Annotated in this window: 20 protein-coding genes; 11 read left to right on the forward strand and 9 right to left on the reverse strand. The window is 63.3% G+C overall.

The features are described from left to right. Positions 1 to 39 precede the first annotated feature (39 nt). Complete coding sequence (locus tag M0D66_RS32020; protein WP_093644725.1) at positions 40 to 594, reverse strand: cob(I)yrinic acid a,c-diamide adenosyltransferase; 555 nt, start codon at positions 592 to 594, stop codon at positions 40 to 42. 223 nt (positions 595 to 817) lie between these two features. Here M0D66_RS32020 and M0D66_RS32025 point away from each other — a divergent pair, with 223 nt between their 5' ends. The 6 genes from M0D66_RS32025 (at position 818) to proC (ending at position 8,149) form a co-directional block, all read left to right on the forward strand. Further along, positions 818 to 2,233, forward strand: coding sequence for an FAD-linked oxidase C-terminal domain-containing protein (locus M0D66_RS32025; protein WP_093644631.1), 1,416 nt, complete (start codon positions 818 to 820; stop codon positions 2,231 to 2,233). 110 nt (positions 2,234 to 2,343) lie between these two features. After that, complete coding sequence (locus tag M0D66_RS32030) at positions 2,344 to 3,837, forward strand: FAD-linked oxidase C-terminal domain-containing protein (protein WP_093644629.1); 1,494 nt, start codon at positions 2,344 to 2,346, stop codon at positions 3,835 to 3,837. 270 nt (positions 3,838 to 4,107) lie between these two features. After that, positions 4,108 to 5,196 carry a glycolate oxidase subunit GlcE gene (gene glcE / locus M0D66_RS32035; RefSeq protein WP_093644627.1) on the forward strand — a complete coding sequence of 363 codons (1,089 nt, stop codon included), beginning with the start codon at positions 4,108 to 4,110 and terminating at the stop codon, positions 5,194 to 5,196. A gap of 8 nt (positions 5,197 to 5,204) precedes the next feature. Beyond that, positions 5,205 to 6,431, forward strand: a complete 1,227-nt coding sequence (gene glcF, locus M0D66_RS32040) for a glycolate oxidase subunit GlcF (protein WP_093644625.1) — start codon at positions 5,205 to 5,207, stop codon at positions 6,429 to 6,431. Between the two features lie 150 nt (positions 6,432 to 6,581). After that, a complete protein-coding gene (locus M0D66_RS32045; RefSeq protein WP_200651174.1) occupies positions 6,582 to 7,280 on the forward strand; it encodes a YggS family pyridoxal phosphate-dependent enzyme in 699 nt (232 codons plus the stop codon). Positions 7,281 to 7,333: 53 nt separating this feature from the next. Then, positions 7,334 to 8,149 carry a pyrroline-5-carboxylate reductase gene (gene proC, locus M0D66_RS32050; RefSeq protein ID WP_200651175.1) on the forward strand — a complete coding sequence of 272 codons (816 nt, stop codon included), beginning with the start codon at positions 7,334 to 7,336 and terminating at the stop codon, positions 8,147 to 8,149. Between the two features lie 117 nt (positions 8,150 to 8,266). Here the strand turns inward: proC and ubiA are convergent, their stop codons facing one another. The 7 genes from ubiA to recG all read right to left on the reverse strand — a co-directional run bounded on the left by ubiA (position 8,267) and on the right by recG (position 15,490). Then, entirely contained in the window at positions 8,267 to 9,130 is an 864-nt protein-coding gene (gene ubiA / locus M0D66_RS32055) for a 4-hydroxybenzoate octaprenyltransferase (RefSeq protein WP_093644619.1), read from the reverse strand. Positions 9,131 to 9,357: 227 nt separating this feature from the next. Then, positions 9,358 to 9,846, reverse strand: a complete 489-nt coding sequence (locus M0D66_RS32060) for a Dps family protein (RefSeq protein WP_027777895.1) — start codon at positions 9,844 to 9,846, stop codon at positions 9,358 to 9,360. A 154-nt stretch (positions 9,847 to 10,000) separates the two neighbouring features. Continuing rightward, positions 10,001 to 10,162, reverse strand: coding sequence for a hypothetical protein (locus M0D66_RS32065; RefSeq protein ID WP_200651176.1), 162 nt, complete (start codon positions 10,160 to 10,162; stop codon positions 10,001 to 10,003). A gap of 80 nt (positions 10,163 to 10,242) precedes the next feature. Beyond that, on the reverse strand, positions 10,243 to 11,697 hold the full coding sequence (locus M0D66_RS32070) for a catalase (protein WP_266212539.1): 1,455 nt from the start codon (positions 11,695 to 11,697) through the stop codon (positions 10,243 to 10,245). Between the two features lie 70 nt (positions 11,698 to 11,767). Beyond that, positions 11,768 to 11,917: a hypothetical protein gene (locus tag M0D66_RS32075; RefSeq protein ID WP_266212540.1), complete on the reverse strand. Its 150-nt coding sequence runs from the start codon at positions 11,915 to 11,917 to the stop codon at positions 11,768 to 11,770. 182 nt (positions 11,918 to 12,099) lie between these two features. Continuing rightward, positions 12,100 to 13,059: a hydrogen peroxide-inducible genes activator gene (locus tag M0D66_RS32080; RefSeq protein ID WP_054037761.1), complete on the reverse strand. Its 960-nt coding sequence runs from the start codon at positions 13,057 to 13,059 to the stop codon at positions 12,100 to 12,102. A gap of 124 nt (positions 13,060 to 13,183) precedes the next feature. Next, positions 13,184 to 15,490, reverse strand: a complete 2,307-nt coding sequence (gene recG, locus M0D66_RS32085; protein ID WP_266212541.1) for an ATP-dependent DNA helicase RecG — start codon at positions 15,488 to 15,490, stop codon at positions 13,184 to 13,186. A 148-nt stretch (positions 15,491 to 15,638) separates the two neighbouring features. Between recG and queA the strand changes: the two genes are divergently transcribed. The 5 genes from queA to secF all read left to right on the forward strand — a co-directional run bounded on the left by queA (position 15,639) and on the right by secF (position 21,662). Then, entirely contained in the window at positions 15,639 to 16,697 is a 1,059-nt protein-coding gene (gene queA / locus M0D66_RS32090; RefSeq protein ID WP_266212542.1) for a tRNA preQ1(34) S-adenosylmethionine ribosyltransferase-isomerase QueA, read from the forward strand. A gap of 88 nt (positions 16,698 to 16,785) precedes the next feature. After that, complete coding sequence (gene tgt, locus M0D66_RS32095) at positions 16,786 to 17,991, forward strand: tRNA guanosine(34) transglycosylase Tgt (protein WP_200651180.1); 1,206 nt, start codon at positions 16,786 to 16,788, stop codon at positions 17,989 to 17,991. 205 nt (positions 17,992 to 18,196) lie between these two features. Further along, the gene (yajC, locus tag M0D66_RS32100) at positions 18,197 to 18,526 is read left to right on the forward strand and encodes a preprotein translocase subunit YajC (RefSeq protein ID WP_007179286.1); all 330 of its coding nucleotides are present in this window, start codon (positions 18,197 to 18,199) and stop codon (positions 18,524 to 18,526) included. 118 nt (positions 18,527 to 18,644) lie between these two features. After that, on the forward strand, positions 18,645 to 20,693 hold the full coding sequence (gene secD, locus M0D66_RS32105; RefSeq protein WP_211702941.1) for a protein translocase subunit SecD: 2,049 nt from the start codon (positions 18,645 to 18,647) through the stop codon (positions 20,691 to 20,693). Positions 20,694 to 20,711: 18 nt separating this feature from the next. Next, positions 20,712 to 21,662, forward strand: a complete 951-nt coding sequence (secF, locus tag M0D66_RS32110; protein WP_200651182.1) for a protein translocase subunit SecF — start codon at positions 20,712 to 20,714, stop codon at positions 21,660 to 21,662. 98 nt (positions 21,663 to 21,760) lie between these two features. On the opposite strand, the gene M0D66_RS32115 is transcribed toward secF, so the two are convergent. Further along, positions 21,761 to 23,038: an MFS transporter gene (locus M0D66_RS32115; RefSeq protein ID WP_266212543.1), complete on the reverse strand. Its 1,278-nt coding sequence runs from the start codon at positions 23,036 to 23,038 to the stop codon at positions 21,761 to 21,763. Between the last annotated feature and the right edge of the window lie 134 nt (positions 23,039 to 23,172).

Consider the following 23,172-nt stretch of genomic DNA (forward strand, 5'->3'; position numbering starts at 1 on the left):
CAGATTGTCACAGGAGCTTAAAGGGACTGAAGCGCCGTGTTAGCCGACGCTACGATCGTGCTGCCACAGCACGTCGCTGCCGCCGTCCGCGCGATTGAGCACCCGCGCGAGCACGAACAGCAGATCGGACAGCCGGTTCACATACTGACGCGGCGCCTCATTGACCGCCTCGCTTTCACCGAGCGCGACGATCGACCGTTCGGCGCGCCGGCACACCGTGCGGCACACGTGCGCAAGTGCGGCTGCGCGCGAGCCGCCGGGCAGAATGAATTCCTTCAATGGCGGCAGGGTGGCGTTGTAATCGGCCAGCCAGTCGTCGAGCTGGCCGAGATGCGTGTCGGTAATCATTGTGTGGCCGGGAATGCAGAGCTCGCCGCCAAGATCGAACAGGTCGTGCTGAATCGCAACCAGCGCCGCCCGCACCGTGTCGGGCAGCGTTTCGCACAGCAACACGCCGAGATTTGAATTGAGTTCATCGACGTCGCCGATTGCGGCAATGCGCGCGCTGTCTTTGCGCACGCGCCGGCCATCGCCGAGACCGGTGCTGCCGTCGTCGCCCGTACGGGTGGCGATTTTGCTCAGGCGGTTGCCCATGATGTCTCCCATGCATTCATTCAGTAACGATGCGTCTGCGCGGCGGCGGTGAATCCATCCGGCGAACCTGGTAAGCAAGCCACCGGGTTATCCATATTGCGCGCATCGTGAGGTCGCCGCCATTATAGGAGCGGCAGCCGTCCCCGACGCCGGCCCGCGGGTGATCGGCGTAAAATGAAGCACAAGCTGTAGAACAGCTCCGCCCCAATATCAGGAGACATGCGTGAATCATCCCGTGCCGCCGGCCCCGCTACGCCGGCCGTTTCCCGCCGAGTTACTGACTGCCCTCAAAGCCGTTTTCGGCGAACGCGTGTCCACCGCCGAAGCCGTGCGCACCCACCATGGCCGCGACGAATCGCCGTTCGATCCCCAACTGCCCGACGCCGTCGTCTTCGCGCGCAATACGGAAGACGTGCAAACCATCGTCAAACTGTGCGGCCAGTACAACGTACCGATCATCCCCTACGGCAACGGTTCGTCGCTTGAAGGACATCTGCTGGCAGTGCAAGGCGGCGTGTCGATCGACCTGTCGGAAATGAACCGGGTCTTGTCGATCAACGCTGAAGACCTGACCGTCACCGTCGAACCCGGTATTTCGCGCAAGCAGTTGAACGAAGCACTGCGCGACACCGGCCTGTTTTTCCCGATCGACCCGGGTGCTGACGCGAGCATCGGCGGCATGTCGGCTACGCGGGCCTCGGGCACCAACGCCGTGCGCTACGGCACCATGCGCGAAAACGTACTGGGGCTGACGGTGGTTCTCGCCGACGGCCGCGTGATCAAAACCGGCACGCGCGCGCGCAAGTCGTCGGCGGGTTACGACCTCACGCGTCTGTTTGTCGGCTCGGAAGGCACGCTCGGCGTGATTACCGAAATCACCGTTCGGCTGTATCCGCAACCGGAAGCGGTCTCGGCGGCGGTCTGCACGTTCCCGTCGATGGGCGATGCGGTGCGCGCGGTCATCGAAACGATTCAGATGGGCGTGCCGATTGCACGTGTCGAGTTCGTCGACTCGCTCGCGATCCGCTCGATCAATCGTCATTCGAACCTCACGTTGCGCGAGGCGCCAACGCTGTTCTTCGAATTCCACGGCACCGAAGCCGGCGTGAAAGAGCAAGCCGAACTGGTGCAGGAGCTCGCCGCGCAGAATGCCGGCGAAGGCTTCGAATGGGCAACCCGGCCGGAAGACCGCAGCCGCCTGTGGAACGCGCGCCACAACGCCTATTTCGCGATGCTGCAACTGAAGCCCGGCTGCCGCGCCGTCACGACAGATGTCTGCGTGCCGATCTCGCGCCTGGCGGAATGCGTGATGGAAACCGAGCAGGATCTGAAGACGTCGCCGCTGCCCTGCCCGATCGTCGGCCATGTCGGCGACGGCAACTTCCACGTCGCGATCCTGATCGATCCGAACAAGCCGGAAGAGCTCGTCGAGGCCGAGCGCCTGAACCATCTCATCGTGCAACGCGCGCTGCGCATGGACGGCACCTGCACGGGCGAGCACGGTGTCGGCCTGCACAAGATGAACTTCCTGCTCGAAGAACACGGCGAAGTCGCGGTCGACACGATGCGCTCCATCAAGCACGCACTCGATCCGCATAATCTGATGAACCCGGGCAAGATCTTTTCCTGGGCGGCGTGACGCTTCATCAGCACTCAGCTCAGTTGCATCGGCGGCAGCGGCAACGCCTGCTGCCGCACAACGAGGCTTGACCGGGCACGCAGCGTGAAAGACACCAGGAGACAAGTCATATGAACGCACCCGTCGAACTGACGGCCGAAGTTCTCGCCCAGCGCCAGCGCGAAGTCGTGCAGGCGCTGATGGCCGTGCTGCCGAACCATTGTCTGCTGTATCGCGAAGAAGACACCGTTGCCTACGAGTGCGACGGTCTCGCCGCGTACCGGCGTCTGCCGCTCGCGGTCGCCTTGCCCGAGACGGAATCGCAGGTCCAGCGCATCGTGCAGATCTGCCACCGGCTCGACGTGCCGATCGTGCCGCGCGGCGCGGGCACCGGTTTGTCCGGCGGGGCGATGCCGATCCGGCACGGCGTGGTGGTGTCGCTCGCGCGCTTCCGCAAGATCGTCGAAGTCGACTCCTATGCCCGGACCGCGACCGTGCAACCGGGGGTGCGCAATCTGTCGATCTCCGAAGCCGCCGCGCCCTACGGGCTTTACTACGCGCCCGATCCGTCGTCGCAGATCGCCTGCACGATCGGCGGCAACGTCTCCGAGAATTCGGGCGGCGTGCACTGCCTCAAGTACGGTCTTACCGTGCATAACGTGCTGCGTGTTCGCGCCGTGACGATGGAAGGCGACATCGTCGAATTCGGCTCGCTCGGGCCTGACGCGCCCGGGCTCGATCTGCTCGCGGTGCTGATCGGCAGTGAAGGCATGTTCGCGATCGTCACCGAAGTCACCGTCAAGCTGATCCCGAAGCCGCAAACGGCACAGGTCATCATGGCCAGTTTCGACGACGTCGTGAAAGGCGGCAACGCGGTCGCCGGCATCATTGCCGCAGGCATCATTCCGGCCGGTTTGGAGATGATGGACAAACCGGCTACCCGCGCGGTCGAAGAATTCGTCAACGCGGGCTACGACCTCGACGCGGCGGCGATCCTGCTGTGCGAATCGGACGGCACGGCTGAAGAGGTCGCCGACGAAATCGTGCGCATGACCGCGGTGCTGCGCGAACAGGGTGCAACCCGCATCCAGATTTCGCGCTCGGAGAATGAACGGCTGCGCTTCTGGTCCGGGCGCAAGAACGCCTTTCCCGCGGCAGGCCGCATTTCGCCCGACTACTACTGCATGGACGGCACCGTGCCGCGCCGCAGTATCGGACCGCTGCTGGCGCGCATCGAGGTCATGGAGAAGAAATACGGCCTGCGCTGCATCAACGTGTTCCATGCCGGCGACGGCAACATGCATCCGCTGATCCTGTTCAACGGCAACGATATGGACGAGTGGCACCGGGCCGAAGCCTTCGGTTCCGACATTCTCGAAACCTGCGTGGAGCTGGGCGGCACGGTAACCGGCGAACACGGCGTGGGCATCGAGAAAATCAATTCGATGTGCGTGCAGTTTTCGCCCGAAGAGCGCGATGCATTCCACGCGGTCAAACGCGCCTTTGACGCGCCGGGCTTGCTCAATCCCGATAAGGGCATTCCCACCCGCGCGCGTTGCGCTGAGTACGGCAAGATGCACGTGCGCGGCGGCTTGCTGCCGCACCCGGACCTGCCGCGGTTTTAAGACGGCTGATGACGCTGCCGGCCCAAGGCGGGCCCGCAGCGTAACATGGCGCGGCCGCCGCCCGGCTCCGTGCCGCCCGTCCACATATCGGGCCCCCCGCCCACGACCAGCCAGCCTCCCCGCACGCCCGTTCCCCACCGGCACGTCCACAAGTCCCAAGCCCCAAGCGCTTCCCCGCTCCCACCCTGATTACCCGATGCGGGTCCGCTCCGGGTTGCCAGCGCGCCGCCGCCCGGTACAATCAATCGAAACACAACGAAGCAGGACACCATGGAAGAGGACGACATCGTCGCCGTTTGGTCTGAACGCGTGCGTTCAGCCAGCGCCGAAGGGCGCACACTGCGCATCCGTGGCGGCGGCACCAAAGACTGGTACGGTCAGACGCTGGAAGGTGACATCCTCGACACGCGCGCTTATCGCGGCATCATCGCCTACGACCCGGCCGAACTGGTCATCACGGCGCGCGCGGGCACGCCCCTGCTGGAGATCGAGGCCGCGCTCGCCGAGCACCATCAGATGCTCGCCTTCGAGCCGCCCCACTTCGGGCCACAGGCCACCTTCGGCGGCTGCATCGCGGCGGGCATCGCCGGTCCACGCCGCCCGTCGGCCGGTGCGGCGCGCGACTTCGTGCTGGGTGCGGTCATCATGAACGGCCAGGGCCAGGTCCTGCATTTTGGCGGCCAGGTGGTGAAGAACGTCGCCGGATACGACGTCTCCCGCTTGATGGCGGGTTCGCTGGGCACCCTTGGGCTGATCCTCGAACTGTCGGTCAAGGTCCTGCCGCTACCGCAGGCCGAAACCACGCTCAAATTCGACATGAACGGCACCGATGCGGTCCGCAAGCTCAACGAATGGGGCGGCCGCCCACTGCCGATCACGGCGAGCGCATGGCGTCACGGCACGCTGGCCGTGCGGATGGCCGGCGCGGAAGCCGCGGTCAAAGCGGCGCGCACGGCGCTCGGCGGCGAAGTGGTCGATGCCGTCGAAGCGGAGCGCTTCTGGGCCGGCCTGCGCGAACAGACCGACTCGTTCTTTGCGGCCATCCCGCCGAAGGCCGCGCTCTGGCGCCTCGCGCTGCCGTCCATCACCGAGCCGATGCAATTGCCCGGCGCGCAACTGATGGAATGGGGCGGCGGCCAGCGCTGGTGGATCACCGACACCGACGCGCAAACCGTGCGTATCAGCGCCAAACAGGCCGGCGGCCACGCCACCATCTTTCGTAGCGGCTACGGCTACGACCGCAACGCCGGAGTCTTCACACCGCTGCCCGCACCGCTGATGAAAATTCATCGCGGCCTGAAAACCGCCTTCGACCCGGCCCGCATCTTCAATCGCGGCCGCCTCTACCCCGACTTCTGAGCGACGCGATGCAAACCAACCTCGCGGACTTCATTCGCAATACACCCGATGGCGACGAAGCCGACGCCATCCTGCGCAATTGCGTGCATTGCGGCTTCTGCACCGCGACCTGCCCGACCTATCAGATACTCGGCGACGAACTCGACGGACCACGCGGCCGCATCTATCTGATCAAGCAGATGGTGGAAGGCGCGGCGGTCACGCGCAGCACCCAGGTTCACCTGGACCGCTGCCTCACTTGCCGCAACTGCGAGACAACTTGCCCTTCCGGTGTGCAATACGGCAGGCTGGTCGAGATCGGCCGCAAGATCACCGAGGAAAAGGTCACACGCCCGTTCGGCCAGCGGATGGTGCGCCGGCTGCTTGCGAGCTTCGTGCCGAACAGCGCACTGTTCACGCCGACCATGCGAATCGGTCAGCATATCCGCCCGCTCCTGCCGAAGAAACTGCGCGACAAGGTGCCCGCGCGCCAGCGTCCGCTCGAATGGCCGACCGCGAAACATCCGCGCAAGATGTTGATGCTCGCGGGCTGCGTGCAACCGTCGATGATGCCGAACGTCAATGTCGCGACGGCACGGGTGCTCGATGCGCTCGGCGTGGAAACCTTGATCGCGCCCGAAGCAGGCTGCTGCGGTGCGATCCGTCTGCATCTGGGCTACAACGACGAAGCGCTCGACGACCTGCGCGCCAACATCGACGCGTGGTGGCCGTACATCGAACAGGGGGTCGAAGCGATCGTAATGAACGCGTCAGGCTGCGGCGCGACGGTCAAGGAATACGGGCATCTGCTGCGCAACGACCCTGCGTATGCGGAGAAGGCGCGCCGCGTGACCGAGCTGACGCGCGACGTCGCGGAGATCCTGCCGGAGTTCGAAGAAGCGCTCGTCGCCGTGACGCGCCGCCGCGCGATCCATACGGTGGCGTTCCATCCGCCGTGCACGTTGCAGCATGGTCAGCAGGTGCGCGGCAAGGTCGAACATCTGCTGACGGCGCTCGGCGTGGAAGTGCGCCTGCCCGCCGACAATCATCTCTGCTGCGGTTCGGCCGGGACCTATTCGCTGACCCAGCCCAAGCTCTCGTACGCGCTGCGCGACCAGAAGCTCGAGCGGCTGCAGGCGCAGGAACCGCAGGTGATCGTGTCGGCCAACGTCGGCTGCATTGCGCACCTGCAAAGCGGCACGTCCACGCCGGTCGCTCATTGGATCGAACTGGTGGAGCATATGCTGTCCGCCTGAGCGATACGTTTTGATGAGAAGCGCGGCACGTGGCTTGCGGCACCTCACCGCAAGCGCGTGCGCCTATCCCGCAGCGGCATAAAGCGGCACGAGATGGCGGCGTCCGTATAATTCGATCATCGCTTTTCGCCAGACTTCCGGTTCCGTTCCATGCCCGATCTGATTCACAACCTCGAAGCGGTGCAGCAGCGCATCGCTCTCGCCGCGCAGGTGGCCGGACGCGACCCGCGTTCGATCACCCTGCTCGCGGTCTCGAAGACGTTTCCCGCCGAAGACGTGCGTGCCGCCTACGCAGCCGGCCAACGCGCGTTCGGTGAGAACTACGTGCAGGAATCCATCACCAAGATCGAAGCGCTGGCCGATCTGCGAGCCGCGCTCGAATGGCATTTCATCGGACCGTTGCAATCGAACAAGACGCGCCCGGTTGCCGAGAATTTCGACTGGGTGCATTCGGTCGACCGCCTGAAGATCGCACAGCGGCTCTCGGAGCAGCGCCCGGACAACCTGCCGCCCTTGAACGTCTGCCTGCAGGTCAACATTAGCGGCGAAGCGTCGAAAAGTGGTGCGAGCATTCCCGAGGCCGTCGAAGTCGCACAGGCAATTGCCGCGCTGCCTAAGCTGAATCTGCGCGGCCTGATGGCGATTCCGGAGCCGGCCGGCAGCATCGAAGAACAGCGCGCGCCGCATCGGCAACTGCGTGAACTGTTCGAGCGTCTGCGTAACGACGGCCTCGAACTCGATACGCTCTCGATGGGCATGTCGAGCGACCTCGAAGCCGCCGTGCTGGAAGGCGCGACGATCGTGCGCGTCGGCACGGCGATCTTCGGTGCACGCGATTACTCTCACTGACCGTTTCAGACCTTTCCCTTCCCGACACCTCACGGCACTTCTTTCGGAACATCATGAAAATTGCTTTTATCGGCGGTGGCAATATGGCCGCCGCGTTGATCGGCGGTCTCATCAAGCGCGGCGTCGCGCCCACTGACCTGTACGCAATCGACCCCAACGAAGACGCGCGCAAACGCAATGAGCAACAATTCGGCGTCAAGACCGGCGCCGCCGCGGACGCTGCGCTCGCGTCGTACGACGCCGTCGTGCTGGCAGTGAAGCCGCAGATCCTGAAGAGTGTCGCCGAGGCACTGGCGCCGCATCTGCAGGCCTCGCAACTGGCAATCAGCATCGTCGCGGGTATTCGCATGGATGACATGTCGCGCTGGCTGAACGGCCACGCGCGCATCGTGCGCGTGATGCCAAATACGCCGGCGCTGATTGGCATGGGCGTCACGGGCCTGGTTGCGACCGGCAGCGTCGACGAAGCCGGCCGCGCGCTCGCCTCGCAGGTGCTGGGCGCAGTTGGCGAAACGGTCTGGTTCGACGACGAAGCGAAGATCGACGCCGTCACCGCGATTTCGGGCAGTGGCCCTGCTTACGTGTTTTATTTCATCGAGGCGCTGCAGGAAGCGGCACGCCAGCTCGGTATGGATGAAGCGCAAGGCCGCGCGCTGGCGGTCGCGACCTTCACCGGCGCGGCACAATTGGCCGCGAACTCGGACGAGCCGCCGAGCCTGTTGCGCGAACGTGTGACGTCGAAGGGCGGCACCACGGCGGCCGCGCTGGCCTCGTTCGAAGCGAGCGGGATCAAGGATGCGATCGTCCGCGGCGCGCTTGCCGCCAATGCGCGCGCCAACGAAATGGGCGACGAGTTCGGCAAGCTGTAAGGGCGATCAGCTGGCAATTGCCAGCACAAGAGCAGGAAAGTAGAAAGTACGCTCAAGGACGCTGCGCCTCGAACTCATCCGAGGCGGCGTCCGCGGCGGAACAGAAGCGCGCAAGAACTAAAACGAAGCCGCCGCGTAATGCGCTGCGATACCGACAAACAACGCGCCGCCGAGCCAGTTGTTATGACGGAACGCCGCGAAGCACGCCATGCGCTCGCGATTGCGGATCAGCGTGTAGTGATAGATTGCGCAGCCCACCGCCGCCGCCCATCCCAGCCAATACAACACACCGAAGCTGAGCATGACGCCGATGCCGACGTAAATCCCCAGCGTCGCCGCATAGCACAGCATGATCGCCGCCACGTCGAAGCGGCCGAAGGTGAGCGCCGACGTGCGGATACCGATCTTGATGTCGTCGTCGCGATCGACCATCGCGTATTCCGTGTCGTAGGCAACCGACCAGAACACGTTGGCCAGCAGCATGACCCAGGCGAGCATCGGCACGTGATCCTGAATCGCGGCGAACGCCATCGGAATACCGAAACCGAACGCGATGCCGAGATACGCCTGCGGAATCGCAAAGAAGCGCTTCGTGAACGGATACGACCCGGCGACGAACAGCGCCGCCACCGACAATTCCTTGGTCAACGTATTCAGCGGCAGAATCAGTAGAAAGGCCAGCAGCGACAAGCCGGCCGCCAGCGCCACCGCTTCCCATGCCTTGATCTTGCCCGACGTGATCGGGCGGTTTTCCGTGCGCTTCACGTAGCGATCGAAGTCGCGATCCGCGTAGTCGTTGATCGCGCAACCCGCCGAGCGCATCAGCACCGTACCCACCGTGAAAATCACCAGCAGCGGCCACGACGGATGACCGTCGGAGGCAATCCACAGCGCATTGAGCGTCGGCCACAGCAGCAGCAGGCTGCCGATCGGCTTGTCCATGCGCACGAGGCGCAGATACAGGGGAAGTCGGGCGAACATGGGCGGATTCGGTGAAGTGCAGACGGTGCCGCTATTTTACGGGATGCGGACTGAAGGCAGTCTTCAGGCGGGCGAAGCTGGCCTTCTGGGTGCCAGAACCGGGGCCGCAACCGTAGCCGGGCCTCGAGCTACAGCTGAATGCAGATCGGGCACCGCAAAAAACAAAGCCTCCCGCAAAGGGAGGCTTTGTTTGTTTTGCTACTCAACTCAACTTAACGCTAAAGCATTTAAGCCAACATCGAGCGCAGCATCCACGCAGTCTTTTCGTGAGTTTGCATGCGTTGCGTCAGCAGGTCAGCGGTCGGCTCGTCGTTGGCGGCTTCCGTCGACGGGAAAATCGCGCGTGCAGTACGCACCACGGCTTCCTGACCTTCCACCAACTGCCGGATCATTTCTTCCGCCGCCGGCACGCCGTCCGCTTCCGGAATCGACGACAGCTTCGCGAATTCCTTGTAGCTGCCCGGCGCATGCACGCCCAGTGCGCGGATGCGTTCAGCGATCGAATCGACCGCGAGCGCCAGCTCGTTGTACTGCGTTTCGAACATCAGATGCAGCGTGTTGAACATCGGACCCGTCACGTTCCAGTGGAAGTTGTGGGTCTTCAGATAAAGCGTGTAGGTGTCGGCGAGCAAGCGCGACAGACCTTCTGCGATCTTCTTGCGATCCTTGTCGCTGATTCCGATATTGACGTGCTGTACAGCTTCTTTCTTGGCCATGATGACTCCTTTGAAGAGTGATACGAACCGGTAGGTAGAGTGACGGCGTGCGGCTAGCAAACCCGGCACGTCGAACGCCCGCCAGTTTAGCTTAGAAAGCCGCTGCGTTCGTGTGACGCGTGGTCGCTTGCCGCACCCGCGGTCCCGCGTTCAATCACGCACCCAATGCATGTTGCACGGCTTGCGCGACGATCACCACGAGTCCGCTCGAGAAGATCGCGAATCCGACTGCCTTGCGCAGCGTCGATGCGTAGTGCCGTTGCTTGCCGCGAGCGGCCGGCGAGCCGCCAATGGTGGACATCATCATCTGGATCATGATCGTGCTTCCTCGATTCGTATCAATACCGGCGGGGCGCCGATGCGCCCCGTCCTGCTACATCAACTCACTGCAACTGCTCACTTCTTGCCGCCTTCGGCAAGTTCGGCCAGCGCGGCGCTCACGCCTTGCGCATAAGCCGGATCGGCGCGACGGAAATGCTCGATCTGACGCGCGACGATCTCTTGCGGCACACCGTTAATATGGCGTGCGATGTTGCCGAACAAACGCTGACGCTGTGCCGCATCGAAGAGCGCAAACAGCATGCCCGGCTGCGTGTAGTAGTCATCGTCCTCGCGATGCTCGTAACGATCGACCGTACCCGCTGCGAGCGGCGGCTCCGCTGCGTTGGTGTCCTGCGCGAAGTCGCCGAAGCGATTCGGCTCGTAGTTCACGTTGCCGCCGAGGTTGCCGTCCGTGCGCATCGCGCCGTCGCGATGGAACGAATGGTGGACCGGGCAGCGCGGCGCATTCACCGGAATCTGATGGTGATTGATCCCGAGGCGATAACGCTGCGTGTCGCCATACGAGAACAAACGGCCTTGCAACAGACGGTCCGGCGAGAAGCCGATACCCGGCACCACGTTGGCGGGCGTGAACGCGGCCTGCTCCACATCCGCGAAATAGTTCGCCGCGTTGCGGTTCAACTCGATCGTGCCGACGTCGATCAACGGGTAATCCTTCTGCGACCACACTTTCGTGATGTCGAACGGATTGAAGCGGTACTTCGCGGCTTCCGCTTCCGGCATCACCTGAATAGCAAAACGCCATTTCGGGAAGTTGCCTGCGTCGATGCTCGTGAGCAGATCCTGTTGCGCGCTTTCACGGTTCTGTGCGACCACTTGCGCCGCTTCGGCATCGGTAAAGTTCTCAATGCCTTGCATCGACTTGAAGTGGAACTTCACCCAGAAACGCTCGTTGTTCGCGTTGATGAACGAGTACGTGTGCGAGCCGAAGCCATGCATCTGGCGGAAGTTCTGCGGAATGCCGCGATCGCTCATCAGGATGGTGACCTGATGCAACGACTCCGGATGGCGCGACCAGAAATCCCATGCCGCGATATTGCTGCGCATGTTGGTGTACGGGTCGCGCTTTTGCGTGTGGATGAAGTCCGGAAACTTCAGCGGATCGCGGATGAAGAACACTGGCGTGTTGTTACCGACCACGTCCCAGTTGCCTTCTTCCGTGTAGAACTTGATCGAGAAACCGCGCACGTCGCGCTCCGCGTCGGCGGCGCCGCGTTCGCCCGCCACCGTCGAGAAGCGCATGAAGAGCGGCGTGTCCTTGCCGACCTCGGCGAACACTTTCGCCTTCGTGAAGCGCGAGATGTCGTGCGTGACTTTCAGCGTGCCGAATGCGCCCGAACCCTTGGCGTGAACGCGGCGTTCCGGAATCACTTCGCGATCGAAGTGAGCGAGTTTTTCGAGCAGCCAGACGTCTTGCAGGACGACCGGACCGCGCGCGCCGGCGGTCATCGAGTTCTGGTTGTCGGCGACGGGTGCGCCGGCTGCATTGGTGAGCTTACGTTCGGACATGCGGTACTCCTGAGTGGCTTTGATCGGAAACGGAATGCGGGGAGAGGTGCGGCGCGCTGATGCCTACGGCTTATGCGGATAGGGCCCGATCGACCAGCAATGACAATGCAACCGTGCCCATACCGCGCACCGACGCGGCGAAGGTGCCGGTGCTGCCGGTGGTCATGCGGATGGGTTGGGCGAGGACAGTTGGGACTTGCTGCGAGTTCGGCTGCGTCATGATTTCCTCCGGGTCTGATGGGATCGGGCGATCCATGGAGGAAACTATAACAATGCTATCGAATTAACGTGTTTGATTAATTATATCTATTCGATAGGGAGTGCGGTTGTCGGCGCCTTGGGTATCGCCGGACCGGCTGCACAGAGCGTGCGGCGGACCGGCGTGGGCGCGAGCGTAGCCGTTCAGTTGACGGCGACAGGCAGATCGAGTTTTTTTACACCCGTCAGATCGCAGGCGTTGATGGCGTCGCAGATGGCGTCGATAGCCGGTGTCCGCGTGAAGCTCTTACGCCAGGCAAGCACCACACGGCGATCCGGCACCGGTTCGTCGAAGGCGACGTAGCTGAGCAGGCCGGCGTCGATACCACCAGCGTGCGGCTTGACCTCCTGAACCGACATGCGCGGCAACACGGTAATGCCGACGCCGCTCGCCACCATATGACGGATGGTTTCCAGCGACGAACCTTCGAAGGTCTTCTGGATGCCGTCCGCGTTCTGCGAGAAGCGCATCAGTTCCGGGCAGACGCCCAGCACATGGTCGCGGAAGCAGTGGCCGCTGCCGAGCAGCAGCATGGTTTCCTGCTTCAGATCCTCGGCGTCGATCTTCGCGCGGTTTTCCCACGCGTGACCAGACGGCAGTGCGACGACAAACGGCTCGTCATAGAGCGGACGTTGCATGAGACCCGTTTCCGGGAATGGCAGCGCCATGATGGCGACGTCGATTTCGCCCTGCTTGAGCAGTTCGATCAGCTTGACCGTGTAATTTTCCTGCAGCATCAGCGGCATCTGCGGGACGCGCTTGATCATCTGTTTGACGAGCGTAGGCAGCAGATACGGCCCGATCGTATAGATGACGCCGAGGCGCAACGGCCCGACCAGCGGGTCTTTGCCCTGTTTCGCGATCTCTTTGATGGCGAGCGTTTGTTCGAGGACGCGCTGTGCTTGCGTGACAATCTGTTCGCCGATCGGCGTGACACTGACTTCGCTGGTGCCGCGTTCGAAGATCTGTACGTTGAGCTCGTCTTCGAGCTTTTTGATGGCCACCGACAGGGTCGGCTGGCTAACGAAACACGCTTCGGCGGCCCGGCCGAAGTGCCGTTCGCGGGCAACCGCGACGATGTATTTCAATTCGGTGAGCGTCATTGGGGGACCAATCAGTGCGATGAGTTCGATAGGTTCTAGTTATACACCTATAGGGTCGGTTCGCCAACTTTTTGGTCCTTTGCCGGCCTGGCTGACGAGCGTATCTGCCGTCAAGGACCTGTCGTCAAGCCTTCAAATACTGCTCCCGCGCCCCGAGCCAGCGGGCCAGATGCTGCAACACCACCTCCGGATACTTTTCGAGCAAAGCCGCGGCGGCCTCTCTGGCCGGCTCGATGAGCCACTGGTCATTCTGGAGATCGGCAAACCTCAACATGGCCGCGCCCGACTGTCGGGCGCCAAGAAACTCTCCCGGACCGCGAATCTCGAGGTCGCGCCGGGCGATTTCGAAGCCGTCGGTCGTCTCCCGCATGGTCTGCAAGCGCGCCCGCGCCGTCATCGAGAGTGGACCGGTATAGAGCAACACGCAGACCGAAGCCGCACTCCCGCGCCCCACCCGCCCGCGCAACTGATGCAATTGTGCGAGACCGAAGCGCTCGGCATGCTCGATCACCATCAGCGAGGCATTCGGCACATCCACGCCCACTTCGATCACCGTCGTCGCCACCAGAAGCTGCACTTCGTTGCGCGTGAACGCATCCATCACCGCGGCCTTCTCCGCCGGCGCGAGACGCCCGTGCACCAGCCCAACATTCAATTCGGGCAACGCGGCCACCAGCGTCTCGTAAGTCTCCACCGCGGTCTGCAACTGCAGGGTTTCGCTTTCCTCGATCAGCGGACACACCCAGTACACCTGGCGTCCCGTCAACGCAGCTTCACGCACGCGGCCGATCACCTCTTCGCGCCGCGCATCGGAAACGAGCTTGGTCAGAATCGGCGTGCGCCCAGGCGGCAATTCGTCGATGGTCGAGACATCGAGGTCGGCGTAATAGGTCATCGCGAGCGTGCGCGGAATCGGCGTCGCCGACATCATCAGTTGATGCGGCTGGAAATCGCGCGCCCCGTCAGCGGCGTTCCTCGCCTTGGCGCGCAAGGCGAGGCGCTGCGCCACGCCGAAGCGATGCTGTTCGTCGACGATCACCAACCCCAGTCGCGCGAACTCGACTGCGTCCTGGATGATCGCGTGCGTACCGATCACAAGCTGCGCAGTACCAAGTGCCGCTGCTTCAATCGCAGCGCGCTTTTCCTTCGTCTTAAGACTGCCGGCGAGCCACGCGACGCTTACGCCGAGCGGCTCCAGCCAGCCGCGCAATTTGCGCGCGTGCTGTTCGGCGAGAATTTCGGTCGGCGCCATCAGCGCGGCCTGGTAGCCGGCGTCGATCGCCTGTGCCGCGGCCAGCGCGGCCACAATCGTCTTGCCACTGCCCACGTCACCCTGCAGCAAGCGCTGCATCGGATGAGGCTGCGTCAAATCGAGCGCGATCTCGCCGCCCACGCGCTCCTGCGCCGCCGTCAGCGAAAACGGCAGCGCCTTCAGCAACCGCGCCACCAGTGCCGCTTCGTCGCCCAGCTTGCGGCGTGGCATGGCCGGCGCCGCACGCGTGCGGCGCTCGTCATGGGCGCGCTTCAACGACATCTGCTGCGCCAGCAATTCCTCGAACTTGATCCGCACCCACGCCGGATGCGTGCCATCCATCAGCGCGTTTTCATCGGCCTGCACGCCCGGGTGATGCAGCGTGCGCACCGCCTCCATCAGCGCCGGCACGCCGAGCGGCTGCAAATAAGCCTGCGCGATCGGCTCGGGCAGCAACTCCGGCAACGAGGTGCGCGACAACGCGTTGTCGATCGATTTGCGCAGATACGCCTGCGTCACGCCCGCGGTGCTCGGATAGACCGGTGTCAGCGCCTGCGGCAGCGGCGTGTCTTCGTCGACCACGCGCACCGCCGGGTGCACCATCTCCATGCCGAAGAAACCGCCGCGCACGTCGCCACGCACGCGCAGCCGCGCGCCGATCGCCATCTGCTTGACCTGCGAGCCGTAGAAATTCAGAAAGCGAAGGACAAGTTCGTCGCCGGCGTCGTCGCGCAGTTTCACCAGCAATTGGCGGCGCGGGCGATAGGCGATCTCGTTGTCGAACACCACGCCTTCGGTCTGCGAGATGCCACCCGGCAGCAAATGCCCGATCGGTGTCAGCGAGGTCTCGTCTTCGTAGCGCATCGGCAGATGCAACACCAGATCGATGTCGCGCGTGAGACCGAGTTTGGCGAGCTTGTCGACGGGTTTGGCCGCGGGCTTGGCGCCGGCTTCGGCTGCAGGCTTCCTGGCGACTTTGCCCGCGGATTTGCCGGCAGGCTTGTCGCCGAATGGGTCAACCATTTCGCCTTCACGCGCGGCTTGGTCGCTCTCCGGCGCGACACCCCCGCCAAGGTCGTTCTGGTCGGCCGCCGCTGCTTTGCCCCGCGAGACGCGGCGCTTCGGCTCGGCGCTCACTTCATCGGTAGCGGAGGGCAATCGGCGTTCGGACAAAGGCATGGGTTGCTTCGCAAGTACAATATCGGCTGTCAAAGGTGTCGCCGCCAAGCAGCACGCGGGCTCGCGGGCCGCTCCGGCGTCCCGCAATCATAGCCGCCCGGCTCCGGCTTCGGCTCAATTCAGTCCCAATTCGCTTCCAGTCGTCCGCATGTTTACGCTTTCCGATTTCGATTTCGATCTGCCGCCCGAGCTGATCGCGCAAGTCGCGCTGCCCGAGCGCAGCGCCAGCCGTCTGCTCGAAGTGGCCCACACGGCCGACGCGACCGACGCCGCGCACCTGATCGACCGCCGCTTTGCCGAGTTGCCCGAGTGCATCGCGCCCGGCGATCTGCTGGTCTTCAACGATACCAAAGTCCTGAAGGCACGCTTCCTCGGCCAGAAGGCCAGTGGCGGCAAGATCGAAGTGCTGGTAGAGCGCCTCACGGGCGAGCGCACCGCGCTCGCGCAGATCCGGGCGAGCAAGAGCCCGCAGCCGGGCACCACGATTCGTCTCGCCGACGCGTTCGACGTGACGGTCGGCGAACGCGTCGAGCCGTTCTACACACTGCATTTCCCCGACGACTGCCTCACGCTGATCGAGCAATTCGGCCGCCTGCCACTGCCGCCGTACATCGAGCACGACCCCGACGCGACCGACGAAACCCGCTACCAGACGGTGTTCGCGCAAAACCCGGGCGCGGTGGCCGCCCCCACTGCCGGCCTGCATTTCGACGACGCGCTGCTCGCGCGGCTCGACGCCCGCGGCGTGGAGCGCGCGACGCTGACGCTGCACGTCGGCGCGGGCACCTTCCAGCCGGTGCGGGTGGAGAATCTGGCCGAGCACAAGATGCACAGCGAGTGGTACCACCTGCCGCAATCGCTCGCCGACAAGATCGCGGCGACGCGTGCGCGCGGCAACCGCGTGATCGCCGTGGGCACGACGTCGATGCGCGCGCTCGAAGCCGCCGCGCGCGATGCCGACGCGGCCGGACGCCCGCTCGGCGCGGCCAGCACGGAAACCGACATCTTCATCACGCCGGGCTATAAATTCCGCGTGGTTGACCGGCTGGTGACCAATTTCCATTTGCCGAAGTCGACATTGCTGATGCTGGTGTCGGCATTCGCGGGCGTCGAAACGATTCGCGAGGCTTACCGCCACGCAATCGAACAGCGTTACCGCTTCTTTAGCTATGGCGACGCGATGCTGCTCACGCGCCGCGACGCTTGAACCGTTGTTTTTTACCCAGCCGCCGTGGCCTACCCGGCGGCGTTCATCATTTGCGCCGGACTGTTCTCCGGTGGCACAGGAGTCCCCCATGACCGACGGTCATACCCACGATACAAGCGGTACCTGCACTACCTGCGCGAGCCACGGCGAGCGCCCTGAAAACGGCCTCAAATTCGAACTGCTCGGCACCGACGGCCAGGCACGCCGTGGCCGCGTCACGCTGAATCACGGCGTGGTCGAAACGCCGATCTTCATGCCGGTCGGCACCTACGGCACGGTGAAGGCGGTCCAGCCGCGCGAGCTCGAAGAAATGCACGCGCAGATCATCCTCGGCAACACCTTCCACCTGTGGCTGCGCCCGGGCCTGGAAACCATCGAGGCGCACGGCGGCCTGCACGGCTTCATGGGCTGGAAGAAGCCGATCCTGACGGACTCGGGTGGTTTTCAGGTGTTTTCGCTCGGCGATCTGCGCAAGATAACCGAAGATGGCGTCACGTTCGCGTCGCCGATCAACGGCGACAAGCTCTTCCTGTCGCCGGAAGTGTCGATGCAGATCCAGAAGGTGCTGAACTCGGACATCGTCATGCAGTTCGACGAATGCACGCCCTACGCGACCAACAACGTGCCGACTTCGCATCAGGAAGCCGCTGATTCCATGCGCATGTCGATGCGCTGGGCCAAGCGCTCGATCAACGAATTCAACCGCCTCGGCAATCCGAACGCGTTGTTCGGCATCGTCCAGGGCGGCATGTTCGAAGACCTGCGCGACGAGTCGTTGGCGGGTCTCGCGGAGATGGATTTCCACGGTCTCGCGATCGGCGGCCTGTCCGTCGGCGAGCCGAAAGAAGACATGATGCGCGTGCTGAACCATATCGGCCCGAAGCTGCCGGCCGACAAACCGCACTACCTGATGGGCGTCGGCACGCCGGAAGATCTGGTGGCGGGCGTGGCCGCCGGCGTCGACATGTTCGACTGCGTGATGCCGACCCGCAACGCGCGCAACGGCTGGCTCTTCACCCGTTTCGGCGACATCAAGATCCGCAACGCCGCGCACAAGAACTCGCTGCGCCCGCTCGACGAGCAATGCGGCTGCTACACCTGCCGAAATTTCACACGCGGCTACCTCCACCATCTGCATCGTGTAGGGGAAATCCTCGGTGCGCAGCTGAACACGATTCACAACCTGCACTACTACCTCGAGTTGATGCAGGAAATGCGCGACGCGATCGACGCAAAACTGTTCGAGCCTTTCCGCAAGCGCTTCCACGAGGACCGCGCGCGCGGCATCGATTAGCCGGCATTTGGGAATCAGCTGACGAAATTGCCGGAGGAATCTGCTGGCGTCGCGCGGAAAACCTTACAATTAACTTTCGCGCACGGCAAAAAGGCCTTAAACGGTTGATCGGAAAGCCGATTCGCCGCGCCGACCCCTGTCAGGCCAGTGGTAGAATAACCGGCTGATTTTTTTGATCGTTTTGATTTATAACGGAGAGACCAACGTGTCGTTCATTTCCAATGCCTTTGCCCAAGGCACAGCAACAGGTGGCATTGAATCGAACCTGATGAGCTTCCTGCCGCTGATCCTGATGTTCGGCGTGCTGTACTTCATCATGATTCGCCCGCAAATGAAGCGCCAGAAGGAACACCGCAATATGCTCGCCGCCATGGCCAAGGGCGACGAAGTGGTGACGAATGGCGGCATCGTCGGCAAGGTGACCAAGGTAGGTGAAGCTTACGTCGGCGTCGAAATCTCGGAAGGCACGGAAATCACCGTGCAAAAAGCGTCGGTCACGACGATTCTCCCGAAGGGCACGATCAAGTCGCTGTAAGGCCTGCTCTCTCGCGTCCGGCGCGGCCTCGCCGGCAGTTCTCGCAGCACAACGCTGAACTGCCCGCGCTCATCGCCGGACGCATCGCTTCCAAGCCAACCTTCCCGTTGGACCACTCATGAATCGCTACCCCCTCTGGAAATACGCCGTGATGCTGGTGGCTCTGGTCATCGGCCTCGTGTACACGCTGCCCAATCTGTTCGGCGAAGCGCCGGCGGTGCAGGTGTCGAGCGGCAAGGCAACGGTCAAGCTCGACTCGACCACGCTGTCGGCAGTCGAAACGGCGCTGGCCGCCAATCAGATCAAGCCTGACGAAGTCACGTTCGACAACTCGTCGACCAACGCGAACATCCGCGTGCGCCTGCTGGACACTGACACGCAACTGCGCGTGAAGGATCTGCTGCAGAAGTCGCTTAACAGCGACCCGACCGACCCGCAATTCATCGTCGCACTGAACCTGCAAAGCGCGTCGCCGCGCTGGCTGACCGCCCTGCATGCGCTGCCGATGTACCTCGGTCTGGACTTGCGCGGTGGCGTGCACTTCCTGCTGCAGGTCGACATGGCCGGCGCGTTGAACAAGAAGCTCGACTCCGACGCCTCGGATGCACGCACCATGCTGCGTGACAACAACATCCGCGACGGTGGCGTAAACCGCGTCAACCAGACGGTGGTGATCAATTTCGCCGACCAGGCCACGGCAGACGCGGCATCCAAGCAACTGGGCCGCGGCATCAGCGAACTCCAGTGGACCTCGCAAGCGAATCCGGACGGTGGTGTGCAACTGGTCGGCACGTTCACGCCGGCAGTGCAGAAAGCCGTGCAGGACGCCGCGCTCAAGCAGAACATCACCACGCTGCATAACCGCGTGAATGAACTCGGCGTAGCCGAGCCGGTGATCCAGCAGCAAGGCTCGGACCGTATCGTCGTCGAACTGCCGGGTGTGCAGGACACGGCGAAGGCAAAGGACATCATCGGCCGTACGGCAACGCTCGAAGCGCGCCTCGCCGACCCGGTCAACACGCATCCGAATCCGTCCGATCCGGTGCCGCCGGGTGACGAGCTGTTCACCCAAGGCAACCAGACGCCGGTGCTGCTGCGCAAGCAGATCATCTTCACGGGTGACCGCATTATCGACGCGTCGGCAGGCTTCGACGAACATCAGCGTCCGTCGGTGAACATCCGCCTCGACTCGGCCGGTGGCCGCGCGGTGCGCAGTGTCTCGCGCGACAACATCGGCAAGCCGATGGCCATGGTGCTGTTCGAAAAGGGCAAGGGCGAAGTGCTGACGGTGGCGACCATCCAGTCGGAACTGGGCGACCGCTTCCAGATCACCGGCCAGGCCACGCCGCAAGGCGCCGCCGACCTTGCGCTGCTGCTGCGCGCCGGTTCGCTGGCAGCGCCGATGGACATCATCGAAGAACGCACGATCGGCCCGAGCCTCGGCGCGGACAACATCAAGAAGGGCTTCCACTCGGTGGTGTGGGGCTTCGTGGCAATCGCCGTCTTCATGATCGCGTACTACATGCTGTTCGGCGTGATCTCGATGATCGGCCTGTCGGTCAACCTGCTGCTGCTGATCGCCGTGCTGTCCATGTTGCAGGCCACGCTCACCTTGCCGGGTATCGCCGCTATCGCGCTCGCGCTCGGTATGGCGATCGACGCGAACGTGCTGATCAATGAGCGCGTGCGCGAAGAACTGCGCCACGGCGCGCCGCCGCAACTGGCGATCCAGAACGGCTACGCGCATGCATGGGCGACGATTCTCGACTCGAACGTCACCACGCTGATCGCCGGCCTCGCGCTGCTCGCCTTCGGCTCCGGCCCGGTCCGCGGCTTCGCGATGGTCCACTGTATCGGCATCTTGACCTCGATGTTCTCGGCTGTGTTCTTCTCGCGCGGTATCGTCAACCTCTGGTACGGCGGCAAGAAGAAGCTCAAGTCGCTGGCTATTGGCCAGGTGTGGCGTCCGCAACCGGAAGGTATCGACGGCGCCGCCGCTTACCTCGGCAATGAAGACGCCGCGACCGACACTGCACGTGCCGTCGCTGCGGCAAGCGCCAAGCCCAAGACCAAAGCTACGGCCCAGGCGCGCACCAAGCCGACCGTGCGCCGTCGCGATGCGTCGGGTTCGTCGAACACGCCGCAGAAACCGGGTTCATCCCGCTGAGTCCCGGAGAACAAGACCATGGAATTTTTCCGTTTTCGCAAAGACATTCCGTTCATGCAGCGTGCGTTGCTGTTCAACGCAATCTCGCTGCTGACGTTCGTCGCTGCTGTGTTTTTCCTGCTGCATCGCGGGCTGCATCTCTCGGTGGAATTCACCGGCGGTACCGTCATCGAAGTGCAGTATCCGGGTGCGGCGCCGCTCGAACCGGTGCGCGGCACACTCGGCAAACTCGGTTATGCCGACGCTCAGGTGCAGAACTTCGGCACCTCGCGCGACGTGCTGATCCGTCTGCCGCTCAAGCAGGGCTACACGTCAGCTCAACAGAGCGACCAGGTGATGGGCGCGCTGAAGGCCGACACGCCGGAAGTGCAATTGCAGCGTGTCGAGTTCGTCGGCCCGCAGGTCGGCAAGGAACTCGCTACAGACGGCCTGCTTGCGCTGGCCTGTGTGGTGGTCGGCATCGTGATCTACCTGTCGTTCCGCTTCGAGTGGAAATATGCAGTAGCCGGCGTGATCGCTAACTTGCACGACGTGATCATCATTCTCGGCTTCTTCGCGTTCTTCCAGTGGGAGTTCTCGCTGTCGGTGCTGGCTGCGGTGCTCGCGGTGCTCGGCTACTCGGTGAACGAATCCGTCGTTATCTTCGACCGGATTCGCGAGACCTTCCGCCGCGAACGCAAGCTGACCGTGATCGAGGTGATCAACCACGCGATTACCAGCACCATGTCGCGCACGATCATCACCCACGGCTGTACGCAGATGATGGTGCTGTCGATGTTCCTGTTCGGCGGCCCGACGCTGCACTACTTCGCTCTGGCGCTGACGGTCGGTATTCTGTTCGGTATCTACTCGTCAGTATTCGTGGCCGCGGCGCTCGCCATGTGGCTCGGCGTGAAGCGCGAAGACCTGATCAAGGACAAGAAGGAACGCGTCGATCCGGACGATCCAAACGCAGGCGCGCAAGTTTGAGCTTGCTCTAGTCAGACCTCGCAATAAGAAAGGCCGGTTCTCTCGAACCGGCCTTTTGCGTTTACGGCGTTTATCGCCCTTATCGCCTTTGCCGCGCGTTAGCGAAACCCGAGCTTGCGCCGCGCCGCCATCAGCGCCACCAGGCTCACGACCGCGGCAAATATCATGTAGTAGCTCGGCGCCGCCTTCGACCCCGTGAAGCTGATCAGCCACGCGATGATGAACGGCCCGAAGCCGCCGAAGATCGTCACGGCGATGTTATAGGCCAGCGACATGCCGGTCGTACGCGTCTGCACCGGGAACATCTCGGAGAGCAAACCCGGCAGCGCCGCGAAGTAGCCGGTCATCAGAAAGCCGAACACCACCTGCAGCGCGATCAGCGTGCCGAAGGTCGGATGCGCGACCAGATACACGAACGCCGGATTGATCAGCACGAGAAGCAACAGCGCCGAGATCAGCATGATCGTGGTGCGCCCGTGGCGGTCCGACAGATGGCCGACCAGCGGCGAAAACACCATCTGGATCACACCGGTCAGGGCAATCGCCGCGAACGCGACCGAAGGCGCCAGTCCCAACTGCTTCACGCCATAAGTCGGCATGAACAGGACCAGATAGGTCGACACGGTACCGAGCACCACCACGCCGATCGCAATCACGAGGCGCAGCTTCTGGCTCGTGAACGTGTCGCGCAGCGGCGTCGTGGTGGTTTCCGCCGCAAGAAACTCAGGTGTTTCGTCGAGCTTGGTGCGGATGTACCACGCGACCGGCCCGATCAGAAGACCAAAGAAGAACGGCACGCGCCAACCCCATGAGGCCATCTGCTCCGGCGACAGCTGGCCGGTCAGCAGCACGCCGAAACCGGCCGCGAGCAACGTGGTGAGCCCCTGGCTCGCGACCTGCCAGCTCGCGAAGAAACCGCGCCGCCCCGGCACGTGTTCCGCGAGAAAAGCCGTGGCGCTGCCGAACTCGCCGCCGGCCGAAAAGCCCTGCATCAGGCGCGCCACCACGAGAATCACGGGCGCGGCAATGCCGATGCTCTGATACGTCGGCAGAAGCGCGATGATCAGCGTGCCGCACATCATCAGCAGGATCGACAGCGTGAGCGCCGCTTTGCGTCCGGCGCGGTCGGCGTAGGCACCGATCACGATCGCGCCGAGCGGCCGCATGAAGAACGACACACCGAAGGTGCCGAGCGTCAGCAGCAGCGAGACCGTGTCGTTACCCGCCGGGAAAAACAGCTTCGCGATGGTGACCGCGAAAAAGCCGTACACCACCAGATCGAACCATTCCAGCGCGTTGCCAATCGAGGCGGCGACCACCGCGCGCCACGAATTCCGCCGGCTCCCCGCCAGACTTGCCGCTGTCGTTGTATTCATGCAGATCTCCAATGCGCGCGAAATATTATTAACGTAGGTTTTACGCTGGATCTTGCCGAACTGGGTGCGCGCACAACCAATGCGGTGTCAGCGCTCTATGTACCTGAAAAATTAAAACGGCGCGAGCGGCAAAT

Source organism: Paraburkholderia sp. SECH2, assembly GCF_030464795.1.
In the GTDB taxonomy this organism is placed as follows: Bacteria; Pseudomonadota; Gammaproteobacteria; order Burkholderiales; family Burkholderiaceae; genus Paraburkholderia; species Paraburkholderia aspalathi.